This window comes from Mycobacterium sp. 852013-51886_SCH5428379, from assembly GCF_001665575.1.
Lineage (GTDB): Bacteria > Actinomycetota > Actinomycetes > Mycobacteriales > Mycobacteriaceae > Mycobacterium.
Window position 1 is genome coordinate 359,807 of the sequence record NZ_LZSU01000019.1, and the last position, 18,871, is coordinate 378,677.

At 67.9% G+C, this 18,871-nt stretch carries 20 protein-coding genes; 5 read left to right on the forward strand and 15 right to left on the reverse strand.

Annotation, left to right across the window (positions count from 1 at the left end; all coding sequences use genetic code 11):
• Positions 1-9: 9 nt before the first annotated feature.
• Both A5757_RS09090 and A5757_RS09095 read right to left on the reverse strand, forming a co-directional pair.
• The gene (locus tag A5757_RS09090) at positions 10-300 is read right to left on the reverse strand and encodes a ferredoxin (RefSeq protein WP_066831656.1); all 291 of its coding nucleotides are present in this window, start codon (positions 298-300) and stop codon (positions 10-12) included.
• Complete coding sequence (locus tag A5757_RS09095) at positions 297-1,439, reverse strand: Rieske 2Fe-2S domain-containing protein (RefSeq protein ID WP_066831658.1); 1,143 nt, start codon at positions 1,437-1,439, stop codon at positions 297-299. Before A5757_RS09095 ends, A5757_RS09090 begins: the two co-directional genes overlap by 4 nt.
• Before the next feature lie 100 nt (positions 1,440-1,539).
• On the opposite strand from A5757_RS09095, the gene A5757_RS09100 reads away from it, so the two are divergent.
• Entirely contained in the window at positions 1,540-3,273 is a 1,734-nt protein-coding gene (locus tag A5757_RS09100) for a 3-ketosteroid-delta-1-dehydrogenase (RefSeq protein WP_066831659.1), read from the forward strand.
• 49 nt (positions 3,274-3,322) lie between these two features.
• Positions 3,323-4,126, forward strand: coding sequence for an SDR family NAD(P)-dependent oxidoreductase (locus tag A5757_RS09105; protein WP_066831660.1), 804 nt, complete (start codon positions 3,323-3,325; stop codon positions 4,124-4,126).
• A gap of 10 nt (positions 4,127-4,136) precedes the next feature.
• On the opposite strand, the gene A5757_RS09110 is transcribed toward A5757_RS09105, so the two are convergent.
• The 3 genes from A5757_RS09110 to A5757_RS09120 form a co-directional block, all read right to left on the reverse strand.
• A complete protein-coding gene (locus A5757_RS09110) occupies positions 4,137-4,541 on the reverse strand; it encodes a hypothetical protein (RefSeq protein WP_066832317.1) in 405 nt (134 codons plus the stop codon).
• Between the two features lie 32 nt (positions 4,542-4,573).
• Complete coding sequence (locus A5757_RS09115; RefSeq protein ID WP_066831665.1) at positions 4,574-5,782, reverse strand: NADH:flavin oxidoreductase; 1,209 nt, start codon at positions 5,780-5,782, stop codon at positions 4,574-4,576.
• A gap of 61 nt (positions 5,783-5,843) precedes the next feature.
• The gene (locus A5757_RS09120) at positions 5,844-6,503 is read right to left on the reverse strand and encodes a PadR family transcriptional regulator (protein WP_066831671.1); all 660 of its coding nucleotides are present in this window, start codon (positions 6,501-6,503) and stop codon (positions 5,844-5,846) included.
• Positions 6,504-6,618: 115 nt separating this feature from the next.
• Between A5757_RS09120 and A5757_RS09125 the strand changes: the two genes are divergently transcribed.
• Complete coding sequence (locus A5757_RS09125; RefSeq protein WP_066831673.1) at positions 6,619-8,160, forward strand: FAD-binding protein; 1,542 nt, start codon at positions 6,619-6,621, stop codon at positions 8,158-8,160.
• A complete protein-coding gene (locus A5757_RS09130) occupies positions 8,157-8,723 on the forward strand; it encodes a PaaI family thioesterase (protein ID WP_066831675.1) in 567 nt (188 codons plus the stop codon). The genes A5757_RS09125 and A5757_RS09130 overlap by 4 nt, the downstream gene beginning before the upstream one ends.
• On the opposite strand, the gene A5757_RS09135 is transcribed toward A5757_RS09130, so the two are convergent.
• From A5757_RS09135 to A5757_RS09150, 4 genes are all read right to left on the reverse strand, one after another.
• Positions 8,720-9,229, reverse strand: coding sequence for a twin-arginine translocation pathway signal (locus A5757_RS09135; RefSeq protein WP_231983922.1), 510 nt, complete (start codon positions 9,227-9,229; stop codon positions 8,720-8,722). The two genes, A5757_RS09130 and A5757_RS09135, sit on opposite strands and share 4 nt — an antisense overlap.
• Entirely contained in the window at positions 9,226-9,903 is a 678-nt protein-coding gene (locus A5757_RS09140; RefSeq protein ID WP_231983923.1) for a hypothetical protein, read from the reverse strand. Before A5757_RS09140 ends, A5757_RS09135 begins: the two co-directional genes overlap by 4 nt.
• 82 nt (positions 9,904-9,985) lie before the next feature.
• Positions 9,986-10,399: a hypothetical protein gene (locus A5757_RS09145; protein WP_066832321.1), complete on the reverse strand. Its 414-nt coding sequence runs from the start codon at positions 10,397-10,399 to the stop codon at positions 9,986-9,988.
• Positions 10,396-10,731, reverse strand: a complete 336-nt coding sequence (locus A5757_RS09150; RefSeq protein ID WP_066832324.1) for a hypothetical protein — start codon at positions 10,729-10,731, stop codon at positions 10,396-10,398. Before A5757_RS09150 ends, A5757_RS09145 begins: the two co-directional genes overlap by 4 nt.
• A 169-nt stretch (positions 10,732-10,900) precedes the next feature.
• Here A5757_RS09150 and A5757_RS09155 point away from each other — a divergent pair, with 169 nt between their 5' ends.
• Entirely contained in the window at positions 10,901-11,413 is a 513-nt protein-coding gene (locus A5757_RS09155; protein WP_066831681.1) for a hypothetical protein, read from the forward strand.
• A 16-nt stretch (positions 11,414-11,429) separates the two neighbouring features.
• Here the strand turns inward: A5757_RS09155 and A5757_RS09160 are convergent, their stop codons facing one another.
• The 6 genes from A5757_RS09160 to A5757_RS09185 are packed head-to-tail and all read right to left on the reverse strand — an operon-like array spanning position 11,430 to position 18,867.
• Positions 11,430-12,929 (reverse strand): MCE family protein, encoded by a 1,500-nt coding sequence (locus tag A5757_RS09160; protein ID WP_066831688.1) that lies wholly within the window; start codon positions 12,927-12,929, stop codon positions 11,430-11,432.
• Positions 12,929-14,119 carry an MCE family protein gene (locus tag A5757_RS09165; RefSeq protein ID WP_066831691.1) on the reverse strand — a complete coding sequence of 397 codons (1,191 nt, stop codon included), beginning with the start codon at positions 14,117-14,119 and terminating at the stop codon, positions 12,929-12,931. Before A5757_RS09165 ends, A5757_RS09160 begins: the two co-directional genes overlap by 1 nt.
• The gene (locus A5757_RS09170) at positions 14,116-15,579 is read right to left on the reverse strand and encodes an MCE family protein (protein ID WP_066831693.1); all 1,464 of its coding nucleotides are present in this window, start codon (positions 15,577-15,579) and stop codon (positions 14,116-14,118) included. The genes A5757_RS09165 and A5757_RS09170 overlap by 4 nt, the downstream gene beginning before the upstream one ends.
• A complete protein-coding gene (locus tag A5757_RS09175; protein WP_066831695.1) occupies positions 15,576-16,658 on the reverse strand; it encodes an MCE family protein in 1,083 nt (360 codons plus the stop codon). The genes A5757_RS09170 and A5757_RS09175 overlap by 4 nt, the downstream gene beginning before the upstream one ends.
• The gene (locus A5757_RS09180) at positions 16,658-17,683 is read right to left on the reverse strand and encodes an MCE family protein (protein WP_066831699.1); all 1,026 of its coding nucleotides are present in this window, start codon (positions 17,681-17,683) and stop codon (positions 16,658-16,660) included. Before A5757_RS09180 ends, A5757_RS09175 begins: the two co-directional genes overlap by 1 nt.
• The gene (locus A5757_RS09185; protein WP_066831702.1) at positions 17,680-18,867 is read right to left on the reverse strand and encodes an MCE family protein; all 1,188 of its coding nucleotides are present in this window, start codon (positions 18,865-18,867) and stop codon (positions 17,680-17,682) included. Before A5757_RS09185 ends, A5757_RS09180 begins: the two co-directional genes overlap by 4 nt.
• Between the last annotated feature and the right edge of the window lie 4 nt (positions 18,868-18,871).

Below are 18,871 nucleotides of genomic sequence, written 5' to 3' on the forward strand. Positions count from 1 at the left end.
GGGCCGAGACTACGGCGCGGCGTCCACCGTTTCGTCCACGATCGCGAGGTGACCCGTGCGCACCGCGTCGACGATTGATTCGGTCAACTCGGAGCAGGACAGGAACACCGGCGGTTTGCCATGTGCGGCAAGCTCTTCGGCGCCGCGGCGTTGTGGACACCGTAGGATCGCCTCCGCGTTCCACTGCACGCTGGTCTGTTCCCAGCTGCTCTTGCGGGCCAGTATGTCCGCGCCGCAGGACCGACACGTCACCGGCACCATCGGTGAGTCGTCGAGCCGGTTGTCCGGACGGATACTCATCCCGCGCTCTGGGCCGAGACCCTCGCCGCCAGGTTGCTCTCGACGACCTTCATCCACTCCTCCCGCGGACGGGTGGTGTCGATCTCGTACTCGAACCGGTCGACCATGTCCGGGGTGACGTCGTCGACGTCGACGTAGAACTGTTCGTACCAACGGCGCAGCTGGTAGACCGGTCCGTCCTCCTCGCACAGCAGCGGATTGTCGATGCGAGCCTTGTTCTTCCAGATGTCGACGTCCTGCTCGAACCCCATCTTGACGAAATCGCCGAGGGAGACGGCGGTCTGCATCGCCAGGTCCTCCGGGAGCGCCTCGGATTTCTTGACGATGATTCCGTACTGCAGGACGAAGGAGTCCGCGTCGACCGGGTAGTGGCAGTTGATCAGCACCGTGTGGTGGTCGGCCTGCTCGTAGTGATAGGTCAGGTCGTCGATCATGAACGACGGGCCGTGATACGACGCGACCGACGTCGTGCCGAGCATCTTCGGCCCCTCCGGGGGCTGCATGTCGGGGCGGCCCGCGCTGTTCATGTACTGCGTGGCCACATGGCCTTCGAAGATGTTCTTGAAGTGCGTCGGCAACGATCCGTGAATGTAGAAGAAGTGCGCCATGTCGACGACGTTGTCGACGACCTCGCGGCAGTTGGTGTTGACCACGGTGGTGTACCAGTGCCAGTCGGTCCACTCGTCGCTGGTGGCGCCCTCGATCCGCGGGATCGTCACATCCTCCGGCGGTGGCTTGCGCTCCGGGTCGTTCCAGACGAACAGCATGCCGTCCTGTTCCAGCGTGGTCCACGTCGCGGTGCGCGCCAGCCGGGGCGCCCGCTTGCTGTAGGGCACCTGCTTGCACCTACCGTCGCCGCCCCAGCGCCAATCGTGGAACGGGCAGGCGATCTCGTTGCCCTTGACCGTGCCCTGGCTCAGATCTCCACCCATGTGGCGGCAGTAGGCGTCGAGGACGTTGATCTTGCCGTCCTCGCTGCGGAACACGACCAGCTTCTGACCGAACGCGTTGATCGGATGCGGTTGGCCGTCGTTGAAGTCGCGGATCAAACCGAGGCAGTGCCACCCGCGCGCGAACCGTGCGGGGGCCGCCTCGGCTTCGATCTGGCGGACCTGATCGAGCTCCTGCTGCGTCGTCATACCGCAGTTCTACAACCCCGGGGCACGGGACCGCAGGGCATTGTTCCGCTCATCAGGAACGTCCATGCGGACCACCGGGCAGGCGCTCTAGCGTCACCCCGTGACCGCATCACCGCACAGCACCATTCCGGCAGGCCTTCCCGTCCAGGACAGCACCGTCGACCTGCTCGTGGTCGGCTCCGGGACCGGCATGGCGGCGGCTCTGGCGGCACACGCCCGCGGCCTGTCCGTGCTGATCATCGAGAAGTCGCAGTACGTGGGCGGATCCACCGCACGTTCCGGCGGCGCCCTGTGGCTGCCGGCCAGCAAGGTGATCTCGGGTGACGGTGGCGGCGACACCCCGCAGCGCGCGCAGACCTACCTCGAGGCCGTCGTGCGCGGGACGGCCCCGGCGATGCGGTCGACCACGTTCCTGCACCACGTCGATGCCACGATCGATCTGCTGCGTCGCACCACACCCATGCGGTTCTTCTGGGCCGAGGACTACTCCGACTACCACCCGGAGCAGCCGGGCGGTTCGGCCGCCGGGCGCACCTGCGAGTGCCGGCCGCTGGACACCGCGGTGCTCGGCGAGTACCGGTCCCGGCTGCGCCCCGGCGTCATGGAGGTGAAGATCCCCATGCCGACGACCGGCGCCGACTATCGCTGGCTGAACCTGATGTCGCGGGTGCCCCGCAAGGGTCTGCCCACGGTGTTGAAGAGGCTCGGTCAGGGCGTTGGCGGGCTGCTCCTCGGCCGCCGCTACGCCGCGGGCGGTCAGGCGCTGGCGGCCGGACTGTTCGCCGGCGTCCTGCGTGCCGGCATCCCGGTGTGGACCGACACCGCATTGCAGCGCTTGACCTTCGGGGAGGACGGCCGGGCGTCGGGTGCGGTCGTCGACCACGGCGGTCGCCAGGTCACCGTCACCGCGCGCCGCGGAGTCGTCCTCGCCGCCGGTGGTTTCGACCACGGGATGGATATGCGGTGGAAGTTCCAGTCCGAGAAGCTCGCCGAGCATGTCAGCCTCGGCGCCGACTCGAACACCGGGGATGCGATTCGCCTCGCCCAGGACGCCGGTGCCGCAATCGATCTCATGGACCAGTCCTGGTGGTTTCCAGCGGTGGCAGCGCTACCCGGCGCCGATCCGAAGGTGATGCTGGCCGAACGCTCGCTGCCCGGATGCCTCATCGTGGACCAGACCGGCAAGCGGTTCGTCAACGAGGCATGCGACTACATGTCGTTCGGGCAGCGGATGCTCGAACGCGAACGCGCGGGCGATCCGGTCGAGTCGATGTGGATCGTGTTCGACCAGCAGTACCGGAACAGCTACGTGTTCGCCGCGGAACTCTTCCCGCGGATGGCCGTCCCGAAGTCCTGGTACGAGGCCGGCATCGCGCATCGCGCCGACGACCTCGCCACGCTCGGCCGGGCCATCGGCGTCCCCCAGGCCGATTTCGTCGCGACGGTGGAGCGGTTCAACGAGATGTCCCGCGCCGGGCAGGATTCGGACTTCGGACGCGGCCGCAGCGCCTACGACCGCTACTACGGCGATCTGACCGTCACCCCGAACCCGAACCTGCGTGCGCTCGACCGCGGACCGTACTACGCCGTGAAGATGGTGCTCAGCGATCTCGGCACGTGCGGTGGTCTGCGCGCCGACGAGCGGGCCCGGGTGCTGCGTGAGGACGGAACGGCGATCCCGGGGTTGTACGCAATCGGCAACACGGCCGCCAACGCGTTCGGCGCGACGTATCCGGGCGCCGGGGCCACGATCGCGCAGGGGTTGGTGTACGGCTACATCGCCGCACAGGACGCCGCGCGGGGGGAAGTACCCAACTCGGCCACGCGCTGTTGACCTGCCTGCGATGCTGGTCGCGGCGTCCGCCGACTGAATCAGGAGCCTCATGAGTCTTTCGCGCTACACCGATCGCCGCGTGCTGATCACCGGCGGCGGTTCGGGAATCGGACAAGCTTGCGTGCTGCGCATTCTCGACGAGGGTGGCCGGGTGGTCGCCGCCGACATCAGCGAAGCCGGACTGCAGGACACCGCGAACAAAGCGCGGTCCACCGGTGACCGGTTGTCCACACTCATCATGGATGTCGGTGACGAGGAGTCGGTCAAGGCTGGAATGGCCGAGGCGGTCCGCGTCCTCGGCGGGCTGGACACCCTGGTCAATGTCGCGGGGATTCTGCGCTCGGCGCGACTGGAAAACACCACACTGGCCGACTTCGAGCGAGTGCTGCGCGTCAACCTCGTGGGTACGTTTCTGGTCACGCGGGAGGCGATACCGGCGTTGCGCGCCGGGAACGGCCCCGCGGTGGTGAACTTCAGCTCGACATCCGCGCATTTCGGCCATCCGTACATGTCGGCATATGCCGCCTCCAAGGGAGGCATATTGTCGATGACTCACACGCTTGCGCTGGAGTTCGCCAAGGACGGCATCCGCTTCAACAGCGTTCAACCGGGTTCGATCTCATCCGGGATGACCGACGGCACCGGACAGTCCAGACAGAGCGTGGGGCCGGGCCTGCCCGATGACGCCGACTACGGTCTGTTCCCCAGACTGCAGCCGATGCTGGCCGTCGACGGCGGCGCGATGTTCGCAGACGCGTCCGCCGTCGCTTCGGTGGTGGCGATGCTCGGATCACCGGACGCGTTCTTCGTCACCGGCACCGAGGTGCGCGTCGACGGCGGCACCCACATGTGAATGCGGTCTTCTACATCCGCACCAGTGTGAACGGATAGGTGAACGTCCCGCCGGGCGCGCCGTCACAACCGGCGGCGAAGGACGACGACAGCGTTCCCGACCGGGTCGCCGGATCCCACGAGTAGACATCCCGGGTGGGGATGATCGGTCCGTAATAGACGTTTCCGCAACGCAATCCGTCCGGGACGTCGACGGTGAGCACATACCGCCCGTCCACCAGATCCGCATCGCCGCGGTACGCGAAGGCCTTCGCGATCGGCTGTGGAATGGCTTGGATGTGCAGACAGTCACCGGGGCAACCGGAGACGGCCCAGATCCAGGTGTGGAAGTCGTACCTGCCCTGGATGCGCATCTCGAAGTTGCCGTGTTGCGTCTCGGCGTGCGCGGTGGCCGGTGCCGGCCCCCCGGTGACCATCGCGGCGACGGCGACGGCGAGCAGCCCCGCCCTCACGAGACGACTCCGTAGCGCTGCACCGGGTCGAGGACGCAGTGCGTACGTCCGAACACCGTGACCATGCACTTGTTGTTGTGATTGCAGCGGCTGCGGGTCTCCGGGGCGGCGGCCACCCGGTTAACCAGGTCGGGTTCGCGCAGCAGGGCGCGTCCCATCGCCACGAATTCGAACCCTTCCTGCATCGCGGTGACCATGTGCGCGCGGTCGGTGATGCCTCCGAGCAGGATCAGCGGCGTATGAGCGACGACCGGGACGAACTGCCGGGCGGCCTCGAGCATGTACAGATCGGTGTAGGGAAAGGAGCCCAGCGCCCACTTGCCCACCATCCGGACGCCGAGGTTCATCGGTGGCGGCATCACCGCGGCGAACTCGTCGACGGGAGTGTCGCCCCGGAAGAGATACATCGGCTTGAACACCGATGAGCCCTGGGTCAATTCGATCGCGTCGAGGTTGTGGTCGGCGTCGAGCAACTGCACGACGCGAAGGGATTCGGCCAGCGCGATACCACCGCGCATGCCGTCCTCCATGCTGATCTTCGCCGTCACCGCGATGCGGTCGCCGACGGCATCCCGCACGCGGGCGGCGATCTCACGGCAGAACCGGGCGCGATTTTCGATGCTGCCGCCGTACTCGTCCTTCCGCCGGTTCATCAGCGGGCTGAGGAACGAGCTCGGCAGATACAGATGACCGAGGTGCAACTCGACCGCATCGAACCCGGCCTCGACCGCGACCTGTGCCGCATCGCCGAATTGATCGACGACGACGCGGATCTCGTCGCGGGTGATCGCGCGGCAGTAGTCGAAGGACTGCGGGTTGACGAATCTGCTGGGCCCCTTCGGGGTCACCTTGTTGACCTTGCGGGTGGCAACCACTCCCCCGTGCCCGAGTTGCGCCGACACCGCCGCGCCGGCTGCGTGGACGGTGTCGGCCAACTTACCGAGGCCGGGAATCGCCCGGCGGCTCATCAGGATCTGGCCCGGGGCGCTGGCGCCGTCCTCGGACACGGTGCAGTACGCCACCGTCGTCATCCCGACGCCACCGTCGGCGAAACTCTTGTGGAATGCGATCAGATCGTCGGTGACCAACCCGTCCGGGGACCGTCCCTCCGACGTCGCCGCCTTGATGATGCGATTGCGCAACCGAACCGGCCCCAGGGTGGCTGGGGCGAAGGGATCGGGTATGTCGCCCGAGGCGGTGAGCATGGGTCTGTTCCTACCCGCGTCCGTACCCGGGCGCCGGTGGGTGTTCCGCTCACCGGGCGGGCTATTCGGCCTCTTCGGCCTTGACCCGCCGTTCGATCTCGTACCAGTAGTCCCGAAGCGGCTTCGTGTCTTCGCGGGCGGCGGTCGCCTTGAACGCCTCTTCGGCTTCGTCGAGATCCTTGATCAGCTTCAGCGCCAGTTCACGCTCGGCGGCGTAGTAGCGTTCGGCCCACAGCAGGGCCACCCGGCCGTACGCCCACGCCGGCTCCGCTTCGGCCCACCTGGCCTCGGTGGCCGCTTCGCGCTGCATCCGGTCCGCATAGGCGACGTGCTCCTGGATGATCTCCTTGAGGCGACGCGGATTCGTCAGATGGCCGAACGTAATCCGCAGCAGCGGATTGTGTTTCAGCTGAGGTGGGTCGACCGGACCGTCGTCGGCCCAGTCTCTGGTCGTCTTGGAACCGGCCTCGGTGATCTTGTACAGCCGTTTGCTGCGGGCGCCTCCGTCGGTCTCGACCCGTGAGGTGACCAGGCCCATTCCCTCGAGCTTCTTCAATTCGGTGTAGATCTGGCTGTACGCCGGGCTGCCGTAGAAGAAGCGCAGACTCCACTCCGTCCACTTCTTGAGGTCGTAGCCGGAGAGTTCCTCGTGATAGGACAGCACGCCGAGCAACGCGTAACCGGTTGGGGTCACATTCGGCCTGTCGGCGCCGTCTTGCATCCGTAAAGGCTAACAATCACTTGACGGCGGTGACGTCCTCGATCCGCTGATCGGGACTGTCCCTTGCCGGAGGTCACCGCAGCATCGACAGTGAAGTCACCCAACTCGAACCAGGATGGTGGTCAGCATCAACGAAGTCGACGTCATCGTCGTGGGGTCCGGGGGCGGTGTCGCGGGCGCGTACACCGCGGCGCGCGAGGGGCTTTCAGTCGCCCTGATCGAGGCGACCGACCGGTTCGGCGGCACCACCGCCTACTCCGGCGGCGGCGGGATGTGGTTCCCCTGCAACCCCGTCGCGCGACGCGCCGGCGTCGACGACAGCCCCGAGAAAGCGCTGAGATACTTCCACGAGGTGGTCGGTGACCGCACCCCGATGGAGTTGCAGCGAACCTATGTCCTCGGCGGCGCGCGGTTCATCGAATATCTGGAAGAAGACGAGCACTTCGCGTTCGCCGAACTGCCGTGGCCGGACTACTACGGTGCGGCGACCGATGCCCGCGCCGACGGACGGCGCCACATCGTCCCGGTACCACTGCAGGCAGCGGAGCTCGGGCCCCTGGCCGAATCCATCCGCGGCCCACTGGACACCGAGCGTCTCGGCCACCCGGCGCCGTCACTGCTCACCGGCGGTCGCGCGCTCATCGGCCGCTTCCTGCTCGGGCTCAACCGCTTTCCCGCTGCTTCACTGCATCTTCGGACACCGCTGGTGGAACTGCTCACCGAAGACGGCGCCGTCACCGGAGTCGTCGCCGACCGCGACGGAGAACCGGTGCACATCCGCGCCCGCCGGGGCGTTCTGCTGGCTGCCGGAGGCTTCGAGCAGAACGATCGCATGCGACAGTCCTGGGAGGTGCCCGGCCGGGCCCAGGACACCATGGGATGCCCGGGGAACACCGGGGCAGCCCATCAGGCGGCGATCCAGTTGGGCGCCGACACCGATCTGATGGATCAGGCGTGGTGGTCGCCGGGGCTCACCCACCCGGACCTGCGCTCGGCGTTCGCCCTCTGGTTCACCGGCGGTATCTTCGTCGACCAGCACGGGCGTCGCTTCGTCAACGAATCGGCGCCGTACGACCGGCTCGGCCGGGCCATCGTGGCGCAGCTCGACGACGGCGCGATGACGCTGCCCTTCTGGATGATCTACGACGACCGCGAGGGCGCCACCCCGCCCGTCAAGGCCACCAACGTCGCGATGGCCGATCCGGCGCAGTACCGCGATGCCGGGTTGTGGCACAGCGCAGACAGCCTCGAAGCCCTGGCCGGGCTCATCGGCGTGCCCGCGGATGCGCTCACCGCCACCGTCGCGCGCTACAACGCCATGGTCGCCGGCGGCCGCGACCTCGACTTCGGACGAGGAGATGAACCCTACGACCGCGCCTTCTCCGGCGGCGAGCTCCCCCTCGTCCCGATCGACCGACCGCCCTACCACGCGGCCGTCTTCGGCCTGTCCGACCTCGGTACGAAGGGCGGTCTGCGCACCGACACCCGCGCCCGCGTGCTGCATACCTCCGGCGACCCGATACCCGGTCTCTACGCCGCGGGCAACACCATGGCGGCGGTGTCCGGCACCACCTACCCCGGTGGCGGCAACCCGATCGGTGCCTCGCTGCTGTTCAGCCATCTCGCCGCGCTGGACATGGCCGGACAGGCTCGATGACCGACGGCGCCCAGTTGACCGAATCGGTGCGGGAGCTGATCGACGCGCTGATCCGCACCGAGGTCGGCGCCGACCGGATCGCGGTGGCCGAGGGCCACGTCGCGGCGGCCGTGGAGGTGCTGACCGAGAAGCTGATGACAGGATCGTTCGGCGTACGCCGGTCTGCGGAGGGCGCTCCGCTGCTGTGGGGCAACGTGGTCGTCGGCCAACGAAACGCGATCGCTCCGCCGTTGGTGATCGAACATCACGAATCCGGTTTGGTCAGTGCCGATTTCATGTTGGGCGCCGCGTATGAGGGGCCCGCGGGACACGTCCACGGGGGGATCTGCGCACTGGTGCTGGACCATCTGCTCGGCGCCACCGCCCACCGCCCCGGGCGACCCGCGGTCACCGACACCCTCCAGACCCGCTTCCTGCGTCCGACGCCGCTCGGAGCGCTGCGCGCCGAAGCGTGGGTCGAACACGAGAAGGGCCGGAAGGCCTACTCCCGGGGGCGCATCGTCAGCGGCGGCCAGACCACCGTCGAAGCGCAGGGCATCTTCATCCGCCCGGCGCGAGGCTAGATCGGGTCGAACGCCGAGATCAGCCATTTCCCGTCGACCTTGGCCATGCTCACCATGACGCTGCTGGCGGTCACGGCGGGTTCCGGACGTTCCCGGCTGGTGGTGGTCTGATTGACGAACACCAGCACCTTGGCCGCATCGGGCCGGATCTCGGCATCGGCGGCCCGCGCCACCGACGCCGTCGTCGTCACGGCCCGGTCCCGCGCGGCCGGCAGCAGGATCTCGTCGCTGAAATCGCTGTAGTAATTCAGGAATTCGCCGGCCAAATGTGACTTCGCGGCGGCGAGGTCGGCTTCAAGGGTGTCGGGTTTGTACGACAGCATGGCGACGGCACCCTCCGATGCCGCCCGTACCGCCGCGGCCGAGGCGGCGTCGTCGGTCTCGGTGTCGACGCGGTATTGCGTGACGTACAGGACGGCGAAGACGGCGGCCGAAGCGACCAGCGCCACGCACGGCACGATCAGCCGCCACCGCGCCAGGACGCGTCGCACTCGGGTGTCGGTCACGCCACGAACTCCATCTTCGACATCTTCAACCGGTCACCGTCGCGGACCACCGTGACGCTCAACCGCCAGGACCGGGGCTGTTCGTCGGCGCCGGCAGCGTTGGTCACCGTGGACGACGCGGTGACGAGCACATCGGCGGAATCGGCGGTCATCGACTCCACGGCGGCAGCCTTGACCTCGACGTCGGTGACGACCTTGCCGTCCTCGGCCAGCCTGACGAAGTCCTGCGCGGCGCCCTCGAACTCGTCGCGGAACTGACCGGTCGAGTTGTCCAGGATCTGAGCGACGGTCTCTTCGGCCTTCGCGGCGTCGATCGACATGAGCGTGTACACGATCTGCCGGGCCGCAGCGGCATACTCGGCGGACTGCTGCTGATGGCGGACCGCATCCCGGTGCTGCCACACCACGTATCCGCTCGCCGCCACGAAACCCAGGGTGCCCAGCAGGGCCAGCGTCACTACCACGGTGGCCCACCGCGGACGCCGGAACCACCGTCGACTCTTCGTCTTCAGCGCCGGCGGCTCGGCCTCCTGCCGCAACCGGGCCGCCCTGGCGCGTGCCTGCGCGGCTGCGGCGATCGCCTCGGCCGCCTCCGCCTCTGCCTCCGCTTCGGCGGCGAGGTCGTCGACATCGGCGCCGGCGTCGATGGCGCCGATGGTGTCGTCGCGCGTCAACACAGTGCTCCTCCTGACCTGCCGTTGGAAGGCACGGTAACCGTGGGCCACCGCGCGCCCCGGCGGCCGTCCCGCTCAGCGGTCACCAGTGCCGCAGTGAACACAGCGCACCCTTCGGACCCTGATGTTCGGCGACGACCTCACCGTCGACGGTCAGCTCGCACCGGAAGTTCGGGCGGTCCTGGGCCTGACCGTTCGTGGCCGTCACCATCGCCCACCGGGCCGGGTCGAGGAGGAGGACGTCGAGCACCCACGGCTGGTCCGGGCCGATGCTGACCTCGGCCTTCGGGCTGAAGACGTACGGATTGTGGCTGTAGTCAGCCCAGTTCGCCGGCTCGGTGTCCCGGTAGTAGATGTCGGCTTTCGTGGGCTGTTCGGCGGTGACGACGTAACGGACGTGACGGCCCACCGGCTCCTGCGCTGCCGCCGGCGCCGGGCACACGGCGCCGAGGACGCCTACCGACAGCGCTGCGGCCGTCCACGCGGGCGGGGTCACGCGGTGGCCCCGGGTACCCACAGCGGTTCCCCACTCGAGGAGATGCAGACGAGAAAGAGTCCGTCGGGGGCCTGCGCCACAGCATTCTCGAATCCCGTGCAGTTGGTGTTCTCCACCCGGATGCCCTCCATGACGGGCGACCGGAAGTAGCGGGGCGCATATCTGCGCGGAGATCCGCAGTACACCAACCTGTTCCAGTCGGTGGTGCCGAACACGTAGTGCGTGGTGTTGGCGCACGGTGCGCCGAGGACGACGTTGGGCGTGATACCCGGAACGCATTCAGGGCCGTCACAACTCTCCGGTTCGGCCTGCGCCGCCGGAGCGACGGTCATCGCAGCGGCCGCGAGAACGATGCCGGCGATGGCTGACTTGCGCACGGTCGCACCCTGACATCCCGGCGAACGCAGCTGGTGCCTTCGTCCCACTCAGTGACCCGTCGACCGCACCACCCGCCGTGGACGCGGTTACCTTCGACCTCCGTGCGTCGATGAAGGAGCGGCTATGCGACTGGTGCATGTACTCACGTTGGCCGGCGCCGTCCTTGCCGGCGGGATCGTCGCGGACCCCGCGTCCGCGCAGGCCTCCGACGAGGAATGGGGCCTCAACGGAACGTACTCCGCCACCTCGAACGGCGAATGGGCCAAGAAGAACGAGGTGTTTCGTCCCGAGGCGGTGGTGCGGGCCACGTGGACGATCGACACGCAGTGCAGCTACCCCACCGACTGCACCGGGACCGTGCGCAGCGACCAGGGCTGGGAAGCGCCGATCTACCAAAAGGGCGGCATCTGGTACGTCAAACACATTGTGCCGCGGTGGGAACCGTGCCCGGACGGCACCGCAGCCGACGGCCTACAGGTGTTCCGATTCGTCCCCACCACCGAGGACGGCGGCCAGGTCGACCGCAACTCCACGATGCTGGTCGGCGAGGATCAGACGACGGGCCCCAGCGGGGCGTGCGGGATCAGCCGACCGCTGTTCATCACCATGCCGTTCAAGCTCGTCAAAATGAGCTGACGGCGCGGGCGTTGCGTCACCCGCCCGTCGGCAACATGTCCTGCCACGTCTTGTCCTGACCTCCGGCGGCCAGATCCGGCTGCCGGTACACCTTGCCGTCGGGCGTCGCGTACTGGCCGGTCTGCGGATCGTAGGTCGCGATCGCCACAGACGGGCCGCCCGCCGCGTCCGGGGTCAGCGCGCTGGGTGCCATCGTCGGGCCCGTCGGGCCCGCGGCGCCCGCGGCCGGGCCGAAGATCTGGTCCTGAAAGTCGACACGGTCGTCCGGCGGGATGCCCTGGGCGATCAGGTTCGGATCGATCGGGTACGGGCCGAGCACGTGCTGGCGCATGGCCAGCGGTTCGAAAGGCTGGTCGCTGCGGCACTGTTCGACCGTCGCGGCGCGTTTGCCCGGCTGCTCCATACACGGATAGTTCCTGGCGCCGCGCACGGCCAGCGGCGAATCCTGCGGCAGTTTGCAGTACAGGCCGTCGGGGGTGTCGATGTCGGTCTCGTCGTCGGGTGACCGCCATGACGACGGCGGTAGGAACCCGACGGTGCACGCCGGCGGATCGTTCAGGCTGAGCGTGAAGTCGCCCATCGACATGCCGGTCGGGTTGTTCTTCGCGACACCGACGGTCTGGGTGGCGGCGACGTACGGGGGGAGCAGCACGAGCAGCTGCTCGATCGACGCGTGATAGGTGACGGCGACCTGACCGATGGCGGCCAGGTTCGCCAGCAGCACCGGCATCGTCGGCTTCACCTGGTCGAACAGCCGCGATGCCTCGTCAGCCGTCGCGGGGCCGGTTTCGAGCAGGGTTCGGATCTGCGGATCGTTGTCGGCGACCTGGCCGGTGACGCCGGCGAGGCTGCGCGCCCACACGCGCAGCCGGTCCGCGGTCTGGACCTGTCCCTCCAACAGCGGCCCGCTGTCGTCGATGAGTAAGCGCATCGGATCGGCGACGTCGTTCATGTCTCCGGCCAGCGTGGCCGACGAGTCGGCCAGCGATCCGAGATCGTATGCGGCGCCGTCGAGTCCGGTGAACGTCTCGTCGAGCAGCTTGCCGATGGACTCTTTGGGCAGGCTGTCGACCAGTGCGCTCATCTGGTCGAGCATCGGACCCACCGCCTGCGGGATCGACGTCCTCGAGGCCGGGATGACCGCGCCGTCGGTGAGGAAGGGTCCGCTCTCCGAACGGGGTTGGAGGTCGACGTACTGTTCGCCTACCGCGGACACGCTGCGCACGGCCGCGTGCAGATCGGCCGGTACCTGCGGCGAGGTGTCCAGCGACAGCGTCGCCTCCGCACCCACACGGGTGGGACGGACGTCGGTGACCTTGCCGATCTCCACCCCGCGGTAGGTCACATTGGCGAAGCGGTAGAGACCGCCCGTACCGGTCAGCTCCACCGTGACCGTCATCCGCCCGATCCCGAACAGCAGGGGCGCCTGCAGGTATCCGAACGCCATCACGCCCATCGCGACGATCGAGGCGATGGTGAAGATGACGAGCTGACTGCGGACGAACCGGGTGAGCATCAGTTCCCGCCTTCGCTGGTGGCCGTGGTGTCGGCGTCCGCGTTTCCGACCAGCGGCGGGATGGACGCCACCTCGGTCGGCGGGGCGACCGGCGCCCCCAGCGGATCGAGCGTGTAGTTGAGGTACCAGGGATCACCGGGTGCGGGCACCATGGGCGCACCCTCCTGGCCCCACCGGGTCCCGAGGAAGAGGCCGCGCTTGAGCCGCGGGATGGTGAAGTCGAAGATGATGAACTGGTTCATGTAGTCACCGCGGATGGCGCGGTCGATGAACCCCTGGGTGTAGGGGAACGTCGGCGCGTACGACACCACCGTGCCCAGGTCCGGGCCCACGTCCGCGAGCGCCTTCAGCGTGGGTTCCAGGTTGGTGAGGTTGCGCACCAGATCGGCCTGCGTGTCGTTGATCAGTCCGGTGGCGGTGTCGCTGAACACCCGGAGCCGGTCCAGTGCCTCGGTGAGCTTCGGGCGCTCGCGGTTGAGCACTTCGAGCGCGGGTGGAATGCGTTGCAGCGCAGAGGTGATGACGCCGCGCTGATTGGCGAACGTCGCCGAGAGCCGATTCATCGCCGCGATCGCGGCGTTGATGTCGTCGCGCTGGTCGTCGAGCATGCCCACGAAGTCGTCGAGCCGTATCAGCAGATCCCGGATCTGCGGTTCCCGGCCGTTGAGCGCGGCGTTGAACTCCCGGACGAGGTCGCCCACCTGTCCCAGCCCGCCGCCGTTGACGACCACCGACAGCGACGAGAGGGTCTGCTCGGTGGACGGATACGTGAAGGACTTGTCCACGCCGATGACCGAACCCGGGGCCAGCCGTCCCGTCGGCGCCTCGCCCAGGGGCGGATCCAGCGCGAGGTGCATGGAGCCCAGCAGGCTGGTCTGGCCGACGGTGGCGACGGCGTTGGCGGGGATGACGACGTCGGGTTTGACGGTGATCTCGACGTCCGCGCGCAGTTGGCGGACCTTCATCCGGCCGACGGCGCCCACGACGACGTCGTTGACCATCACGGGCGAATTCGATTCCAGAGAGCCGACATTGGTCAGCTCGACGTGGTAGGTGGTGGCACCGGATCCGGTGCCCACCGTGCCCGGCAGGGGCAGCGAGTTCAACCCCTCGAAGGCGCAGCCGCTGGCGACGACCGCTGCGCAGGACGTGATCGCCAGCAGGCGGGTGATGGATCGGCGGCCGGTCACGACGGCGGATTCCCTTCCTGGGCTGGTGCGGCCGGCGCGGGCGGCGCCTCGGCGGGCAGCAGCATGTCGGTCAAACTGGTCGGCGCCGGTGGGCCGGCGATGGGCGGCCCGGCCGGGATGGGCGCACCGGGGAACAGCGCCGGCGTCGGCCCTGCAGGTAATCCGTTCGGCGCGTATGCCCCTGGCGGTCCGGGAGGGGTCCCCCAGCCGGGCGGCGGTGGGACGTCACCGGCACCGGTGTACGCCGACACCGCGGGCGGCGTCTCGACCTGATCGGGGCTGCCGCCCGTTCCTCCGGGCGCCACGCTGGGATCGGAGTAGATGAGATTGCCCGGACTCGGGGCCTTCTTCAGGTACGCGTTGAACGGCATGGGCAGATAGTTGAAGTTCAGCAGCCGCAGCGCGGGGCCCAGGTACTCCGCGCAGATCTTCGCCGTCTCGGGCGCCGTGGCATTGCGGACCGCACCGATCGAGGAGCAGATCAATTGGACCGGATTGGCGAAGTTGCCCATCGCGAACCCGCCGATCATGGTGCCGGTATCCGGGTTGTAGATGTTGTAGCCGTTGCCGATCGCGTTCGGGGCGACGTGCAGCACGTTCTCCAGGTCGGACTTGTTGTCCACGAGGTTCTGGGTGATGGCGGAGAGGCGTTGCAGTTGTTCGGCGGTCTGATTGCGACTGCCCTCGACGAATCTGCGCACCTCTCCGACCGCCTCGGCCAGGTGGGTCAGCGCCGAATCCATATCGGCCCGGCTGCCGTCGACAACACTGCTCACCGTGGCGAGGCGATCCTGGAACTGGACGATCTGGACGTTGCTGTCCCGCAACGCGGACACGAAGATCTGGAGGTTCTTGATCACGGCGACGATGTCCCCGCTGCCGTCGGCGAGGATGCGCCCCACCCCCGACAGCTGCGCGATGGTCTCCCGCAGCTTCTCGCCGTTGCCCTCCATGGCGTTGGCGGCGCTGTCGATGAAGCGGCTCACCGACGTGGTGGACACGTCGCCGGTCGGGCCGAGTTCTGTTGCCAGTCGGGTCAACTGCTCTTTGACCTCATCCCACTCGACCGGTACCGCGGTGCGGTCGATACCGATGACGGCGCCGTCGGCGAGCACCGGACCGCTGTCCTCGTAGGCCGGGGTCAGCTGCACGTAGCGGGCGGAGATCAGGTTCTGGGCGACGATGATCGCCTTCGCGTCCGCCGGAATGGGAACGTTGCGGTCGACGGCGAGTTCGAAGACGGCCTGATCCCCCGCCGGGGTGATCGACTCGATCGTGCCGACCTGCACGCCGGCCACCCGCACCTCGTCACCGGGGTAGATGGAGGTGGCGGAGGTGAAGTGGGCGGTGAGGTGCCGGGGCGCGAGAACGGTCTGCCGGAGCACCACGGCGACGCCGCCGACGAGCAGTACCGCCAACGCGACGGCCAGCACCTTGGTCAGACGTGTGCGGCTGATCATCGCGACCCCCCGGGAATGCCGTTGACGGGGAAGGGGAACTCGGCTCTGGGGCCGGCGTTGTCCGGTGGCTGCCCGGCGTTGACGCCACGCCGGTATCCGAGGGCGTAGTCGAGGAAGGGCTGCAGCGCCTGCGCCGGCAGGAGGTTGCCGACGAACGCGTTGTAGTAGAAGCCGTTGTTGACGGCCTCACCCTGGGTCACCTGGTATTTCGCCAGTCCCGAAAGGGCTTTGGCGATGTTGTCGCGGTTGCGTTCGAGCATCTCCGAGACCGCGTTGAGTTTCTCCATCGTCGGCGCGAGTTCGGCTTCGTTGTCCTTCACCAGGCCGGTGAGCTGCTGCGCCAGCGCCGAGGTGTTCGCCAGCAGGTTGACGATCGCGTAGCGGCGCTGCTCGAGCACCGCCAGCAGATCGTTGGCGCTCAGGAGCAGGGTGTTCACCTGTTGGCTCCGTTCGGAGAGGATTCCGGTGACGTCGGCCGCGCCGGCCAACAGGTTTCCGAGGGTCTCGTCGCGGTCGTTGAGTGACTGGGACAGCCGGGTCAGCCCGTCGAACGTGGGCCCGAGCTGCGGCGCCAACCGGTCGATGGTCTCGGCCAGGGTGTCGAGCGACTGGTTGAGCGTTGCGGTGTCGGTATCGGCGGTGTTGGAGGTGAAGTCGCTCACCGCCTCGGTCAGCGAATACGGCGAAGCGGTCCTCGACAACGGGATGACCGACATCGGGCGTAACGCGTCACCGCCCCGGGGTTCCAGCGTCATCATCCGCTCACCGAGCAGCGTCCCGGTGCGGATGTGAGCGGTGGTGTCGGTGCCGAGGCGTACCGCACCGTCGACGGAGAACGTCACCAGGGCCTTGCCCTTCTGCAGGGTCACATCCGACACCGTCCCGACAGTGAGCCCGGAGACCTTGACGTCGTTGCCCGCGGTCAACCCGCCGGCCTCGGCGAACAGCGCCTGGTACTTCACCGACGTCGCCCACGACCACAACTGCTGCGGCTGCAGACCGACGGCGATCACCAGGACGATGAGGACCAGGCCGATGAACCCCGTCCGGATGAGCTGCGCTCCACGGTATTTCAGCATTACGGCTCGGCGCACCTTCCGGTGTCTTGTTTGATCCACGGGAAGTAGGCGGTGCGCCCCTGAAGGTCGGTGACGCGCAGGCTGATCCCGCAGAGGTACTGGTTGAGCCAACTCCCGTACGCGCCCAGGCGCACCAGCTTCCGGTAGTTCGCCGGCGCCTTCTGCAACGAGACGTCGAGCAGCGGGATGTCCTTCTCGAGGAGAGGCGCCATCCGATTGAGCTCGTCGACGGTCCCGGCCAGCGGTGGCCGGGCCTGCGTCAGCAGATCAGCCAGCGATGCGGTGCCGTCATCCAGCGAGTCGATGGCGGCGCCGATGGGGTCTCGCTCCTGAGCCAGTCCGGTCATCAACGTTTCAAGCTGTTCGACCGTACCGGAGAACCGGTCACCGTCACGGGACACCGTGGCCAGCGTGGCGTCGAGGTTGTCGATCAGCTGCCGGACCGTTGCGCCGTTGTCGGCGATCGAGTTCGCGAACGACGACGTCTTCGCGAACAGGGACTCCACGTCGTTGCTCTGGCCCTGCAGCACCTTGATCAGCGAGCCCGTCAACGCGTTGACGTCGTCGGGGTCGAGGCCGCGAATGACCGGTTTGAGGCCGCCGAGGAGCAGGTCGAGGTCCAGGGCCGGCTCGGTGCGTTCGCGTGGGATCTGCGAACCCGGAGGCTGGATCCGCGTCGACCCCGGTCCGTCGATGAGATCCAGGTAGCGGTCACCGACGAGGTTCAGATAGCGCACCGCCACCTTGGTGCCGCCGGTGAGCGCAACGTCACGGTCGGCGTCGAAACGCACCAGCACGGTGTTGTCCGGTCGCAGCGTCACGGCTTTGACCGTGCCGACCCGGATGCCGGCGACCCGAACGGAGTCACCCGACTTCAGGCTCGACACATCGGTGAACACTGCCGAGTAGTCGTCGGCCGAACCGGTGCGGTACTGACCGAAGATGGCGAACAGCGCAGCGGTCAGCACCGTCATCACGACGGTGAAGGCCGCGAACTTCACCGCGGTGGGTCCGAGCCGCATCATCCGGGCTGGCCGATCTGTGCGGTGTTGCGCGGCGGCCCGTCAATGGGCCCGAACAGCATCTGCTTGAGGCCGTCGGAGTTGAGCACGATGCCCTGGTTTCCGTACTGGGCGGGGTCGGCGTCGATGTCGGAGACCACGAACGGGGCGCGGTTCTCATATCCGACGTCGGGCAGGCCCGCGCACTGGGGACCGCCGCGGGCGGCGACCTTGGGCAGATTCTGCGGATAGCGGTAGCGCTCGGTACCCAGCACGAAGGAGTCGAGCAGCAGCACGCCCGGAACCGGCGGCGGCGGCCCCTTGGCCAGCGGTGCCATCCCGGCCAGCATGCAGTTGAGGCCCTGGTGGTACTGGTTGGTCAGATCGGTGGTCGGCACCAGCAGCCGCATCACCTCGGTGAAAGACTGGCGGTTTGTGGCGATCACCTCGTTGCCGACGTCGGCCAGTCCGATCGTGCTGAGCAGCAACGCATCCAGATCGTTCTGCTTCTCGACCAGGGTGTCGGAGATGAGCGATGCGTTCTCCGCGGTGGACAGCAGATCGGGGGCCACATCGGCGTAGGCGTCGAGCACCGTCGGGGCCAGCGCGATGTCCCGCCGGAGCGCGTCCATGCTCGGGTCGAGTGTCGTGAGGAGTTCATCGAGGTCGGTCATGGTCTGGCCGAACCGTTCGCCGCGTCCGGAGAATCCTTTGGAGAGTGCGCCGAGGGTCTCGTTGAGTTTCGTGGGTTCGATCTTCGACAGCACCGAGACGAGTTGTTCGAAGACGGTGTTGATCTCGACGGTCACCCGTCCGACGGTGAGAACCTGCCCCGCGCGCAGCGGTTCCGGCGAGGGATCGGCGGGAGGCACCAGATCGACTGTCTTGGAGCCGAACACCGTCGTCGACCCGATGTCGACGAGCACGTTGGACGGGATCAGCGCGAGATGGCCGGGATCCATGGCGAGGTGCAGCGCGGCGCGGCCGTCGGACAGCGCTTCGATCGATGCCACCGAGCCGACCTGGGCGCCGTGCAACTTCACCTTCGCGTCGGGGTTCATGACCAGGCCGACGCGTTCCGAGATGACCGTCACCGGAACGCTCTCGGTGAAACTGCCGCGGAACAGGCCGACCGCGACCGCCACGATCGCGGCGATGCAGACGACCGCCGCGCCACCCGTCGCGATGCGCGCCCTATCGGACTTCATTGCC

What these genes read in the sequence shown, in the direction of transcription:
- A5757_RS09090 (WP_066831656.1), bottom strand. Translation starts at nt 300, where the DNA reads ATGAGTATCCGTCCGGACAACCGGCTCGACGACTCACCGATGGTGCCG.
- A5757_RS09095 (WP_066831658.1), bottom strand. Translation starts at nt 1,439, where the DNA reads ATGACGACGCAGCAGGAGCTCGATCAGGTCCGCCAGATCGAAGCCGAG.
- A5757_RS09105 (WP_066831660.1), top strand. Translation starts at nt 3,323, where the DNA reads ATGAGTCTTTCGCGCTACACCGATCGCCGCGTGCTGATCACCGGCGGC.
- A5757_RS09110 (WP_066832317.1), bottom strand. Translation starts at nt 4,541, where the DNA reads ATGGTCACCGGGGGGCCGGCACCGGCCACCGCGCACGCCGAGACGCAA.
- A5757_RS09115 (WP_066831665.1), bottom strand. Translation starts at nt 5,782, where the DNA reads ATGCTCACCGCCTCGGGCGACATACCCGATCCCTTCGCCCCAGCCACC.
- A5757_RS09120 (WP_066831671.1), bottom strand. Translation starts at nt 6,503, where the DNA reads ATGCAAGACGGCGCCGACAGGCCGAATGTGACCCCAACCGGTTACGCG.
- A5757_RS09125 (WP_066831673.1), top strand. Translation starts at nt 6,619, where the DNA reads ATGGTGGTCAGCATCAACGAAGTCGACGTCATCGTCGTGGGGTCCGGG.
- A5757_RS09130 (WP_066831675.1), top strand. Translation starts at nt 8,157, where the DNA reads ATGACCGACGGCGCCCAGTTGACCGAATCGGTGCGGGAGCTGATCGAC.
- A5757_RS09150 (WP_066832324.1), bottom strand. Translation starts at nt 10,731, where the DNA reads ATGACCGTCGCTCCGGCGGCGCAGGCCGAACCGGAGAGTTGTGACGGC.
- A5757_RS09155 (WP_066831681.1), top strand. Translation starts at nt 10,901, where the DNA reads ATGCGACTGGTGCATGTACTCACGTTGGCCGGCGCCGTCCTTGCCGGC.
- A5757_RS09160 (WP_066831688.1), bottom strand. Translation starts at nt 12,929, where the DNA reads ATGCTCACCCGGTTCGTCCGCAGTCAGCTCGTCATCTTCACCATCGCC.
- A5757_RS09170 (WP_066831693.1), bottom strand. Translation starts at nt 15,579, where the DNA reads ATGATCAGCCGCACACGTCTGACCAAGGTGCTGGCCGTCGCGTTGGCG.
- A5757_RS09175 (WP_066831695.1), bottom strand. Translation starts at nt 16,658, where the DNA reads ATGCTGAAATACCGTGGAGCGCAGCTCATCCGGACGGGGTTCATCGGC.
- A5757_RS09180 (WP_066831699.1), bottom strand. Translation starts at nt 17,683, where the DNA reads ATGATGCGGCTCGGACCCACCGCGGTGAAGTTCGCGGCCTTCACCGTC.
- A5757_RS09185 (WP_066831702.1), bottom strand. Translation starts at nt 18,867, where the DNA reads ATGAAGTCCGATAGGGCGCGCATCGCGACGGGTGGCGCGGCGGTCGTC.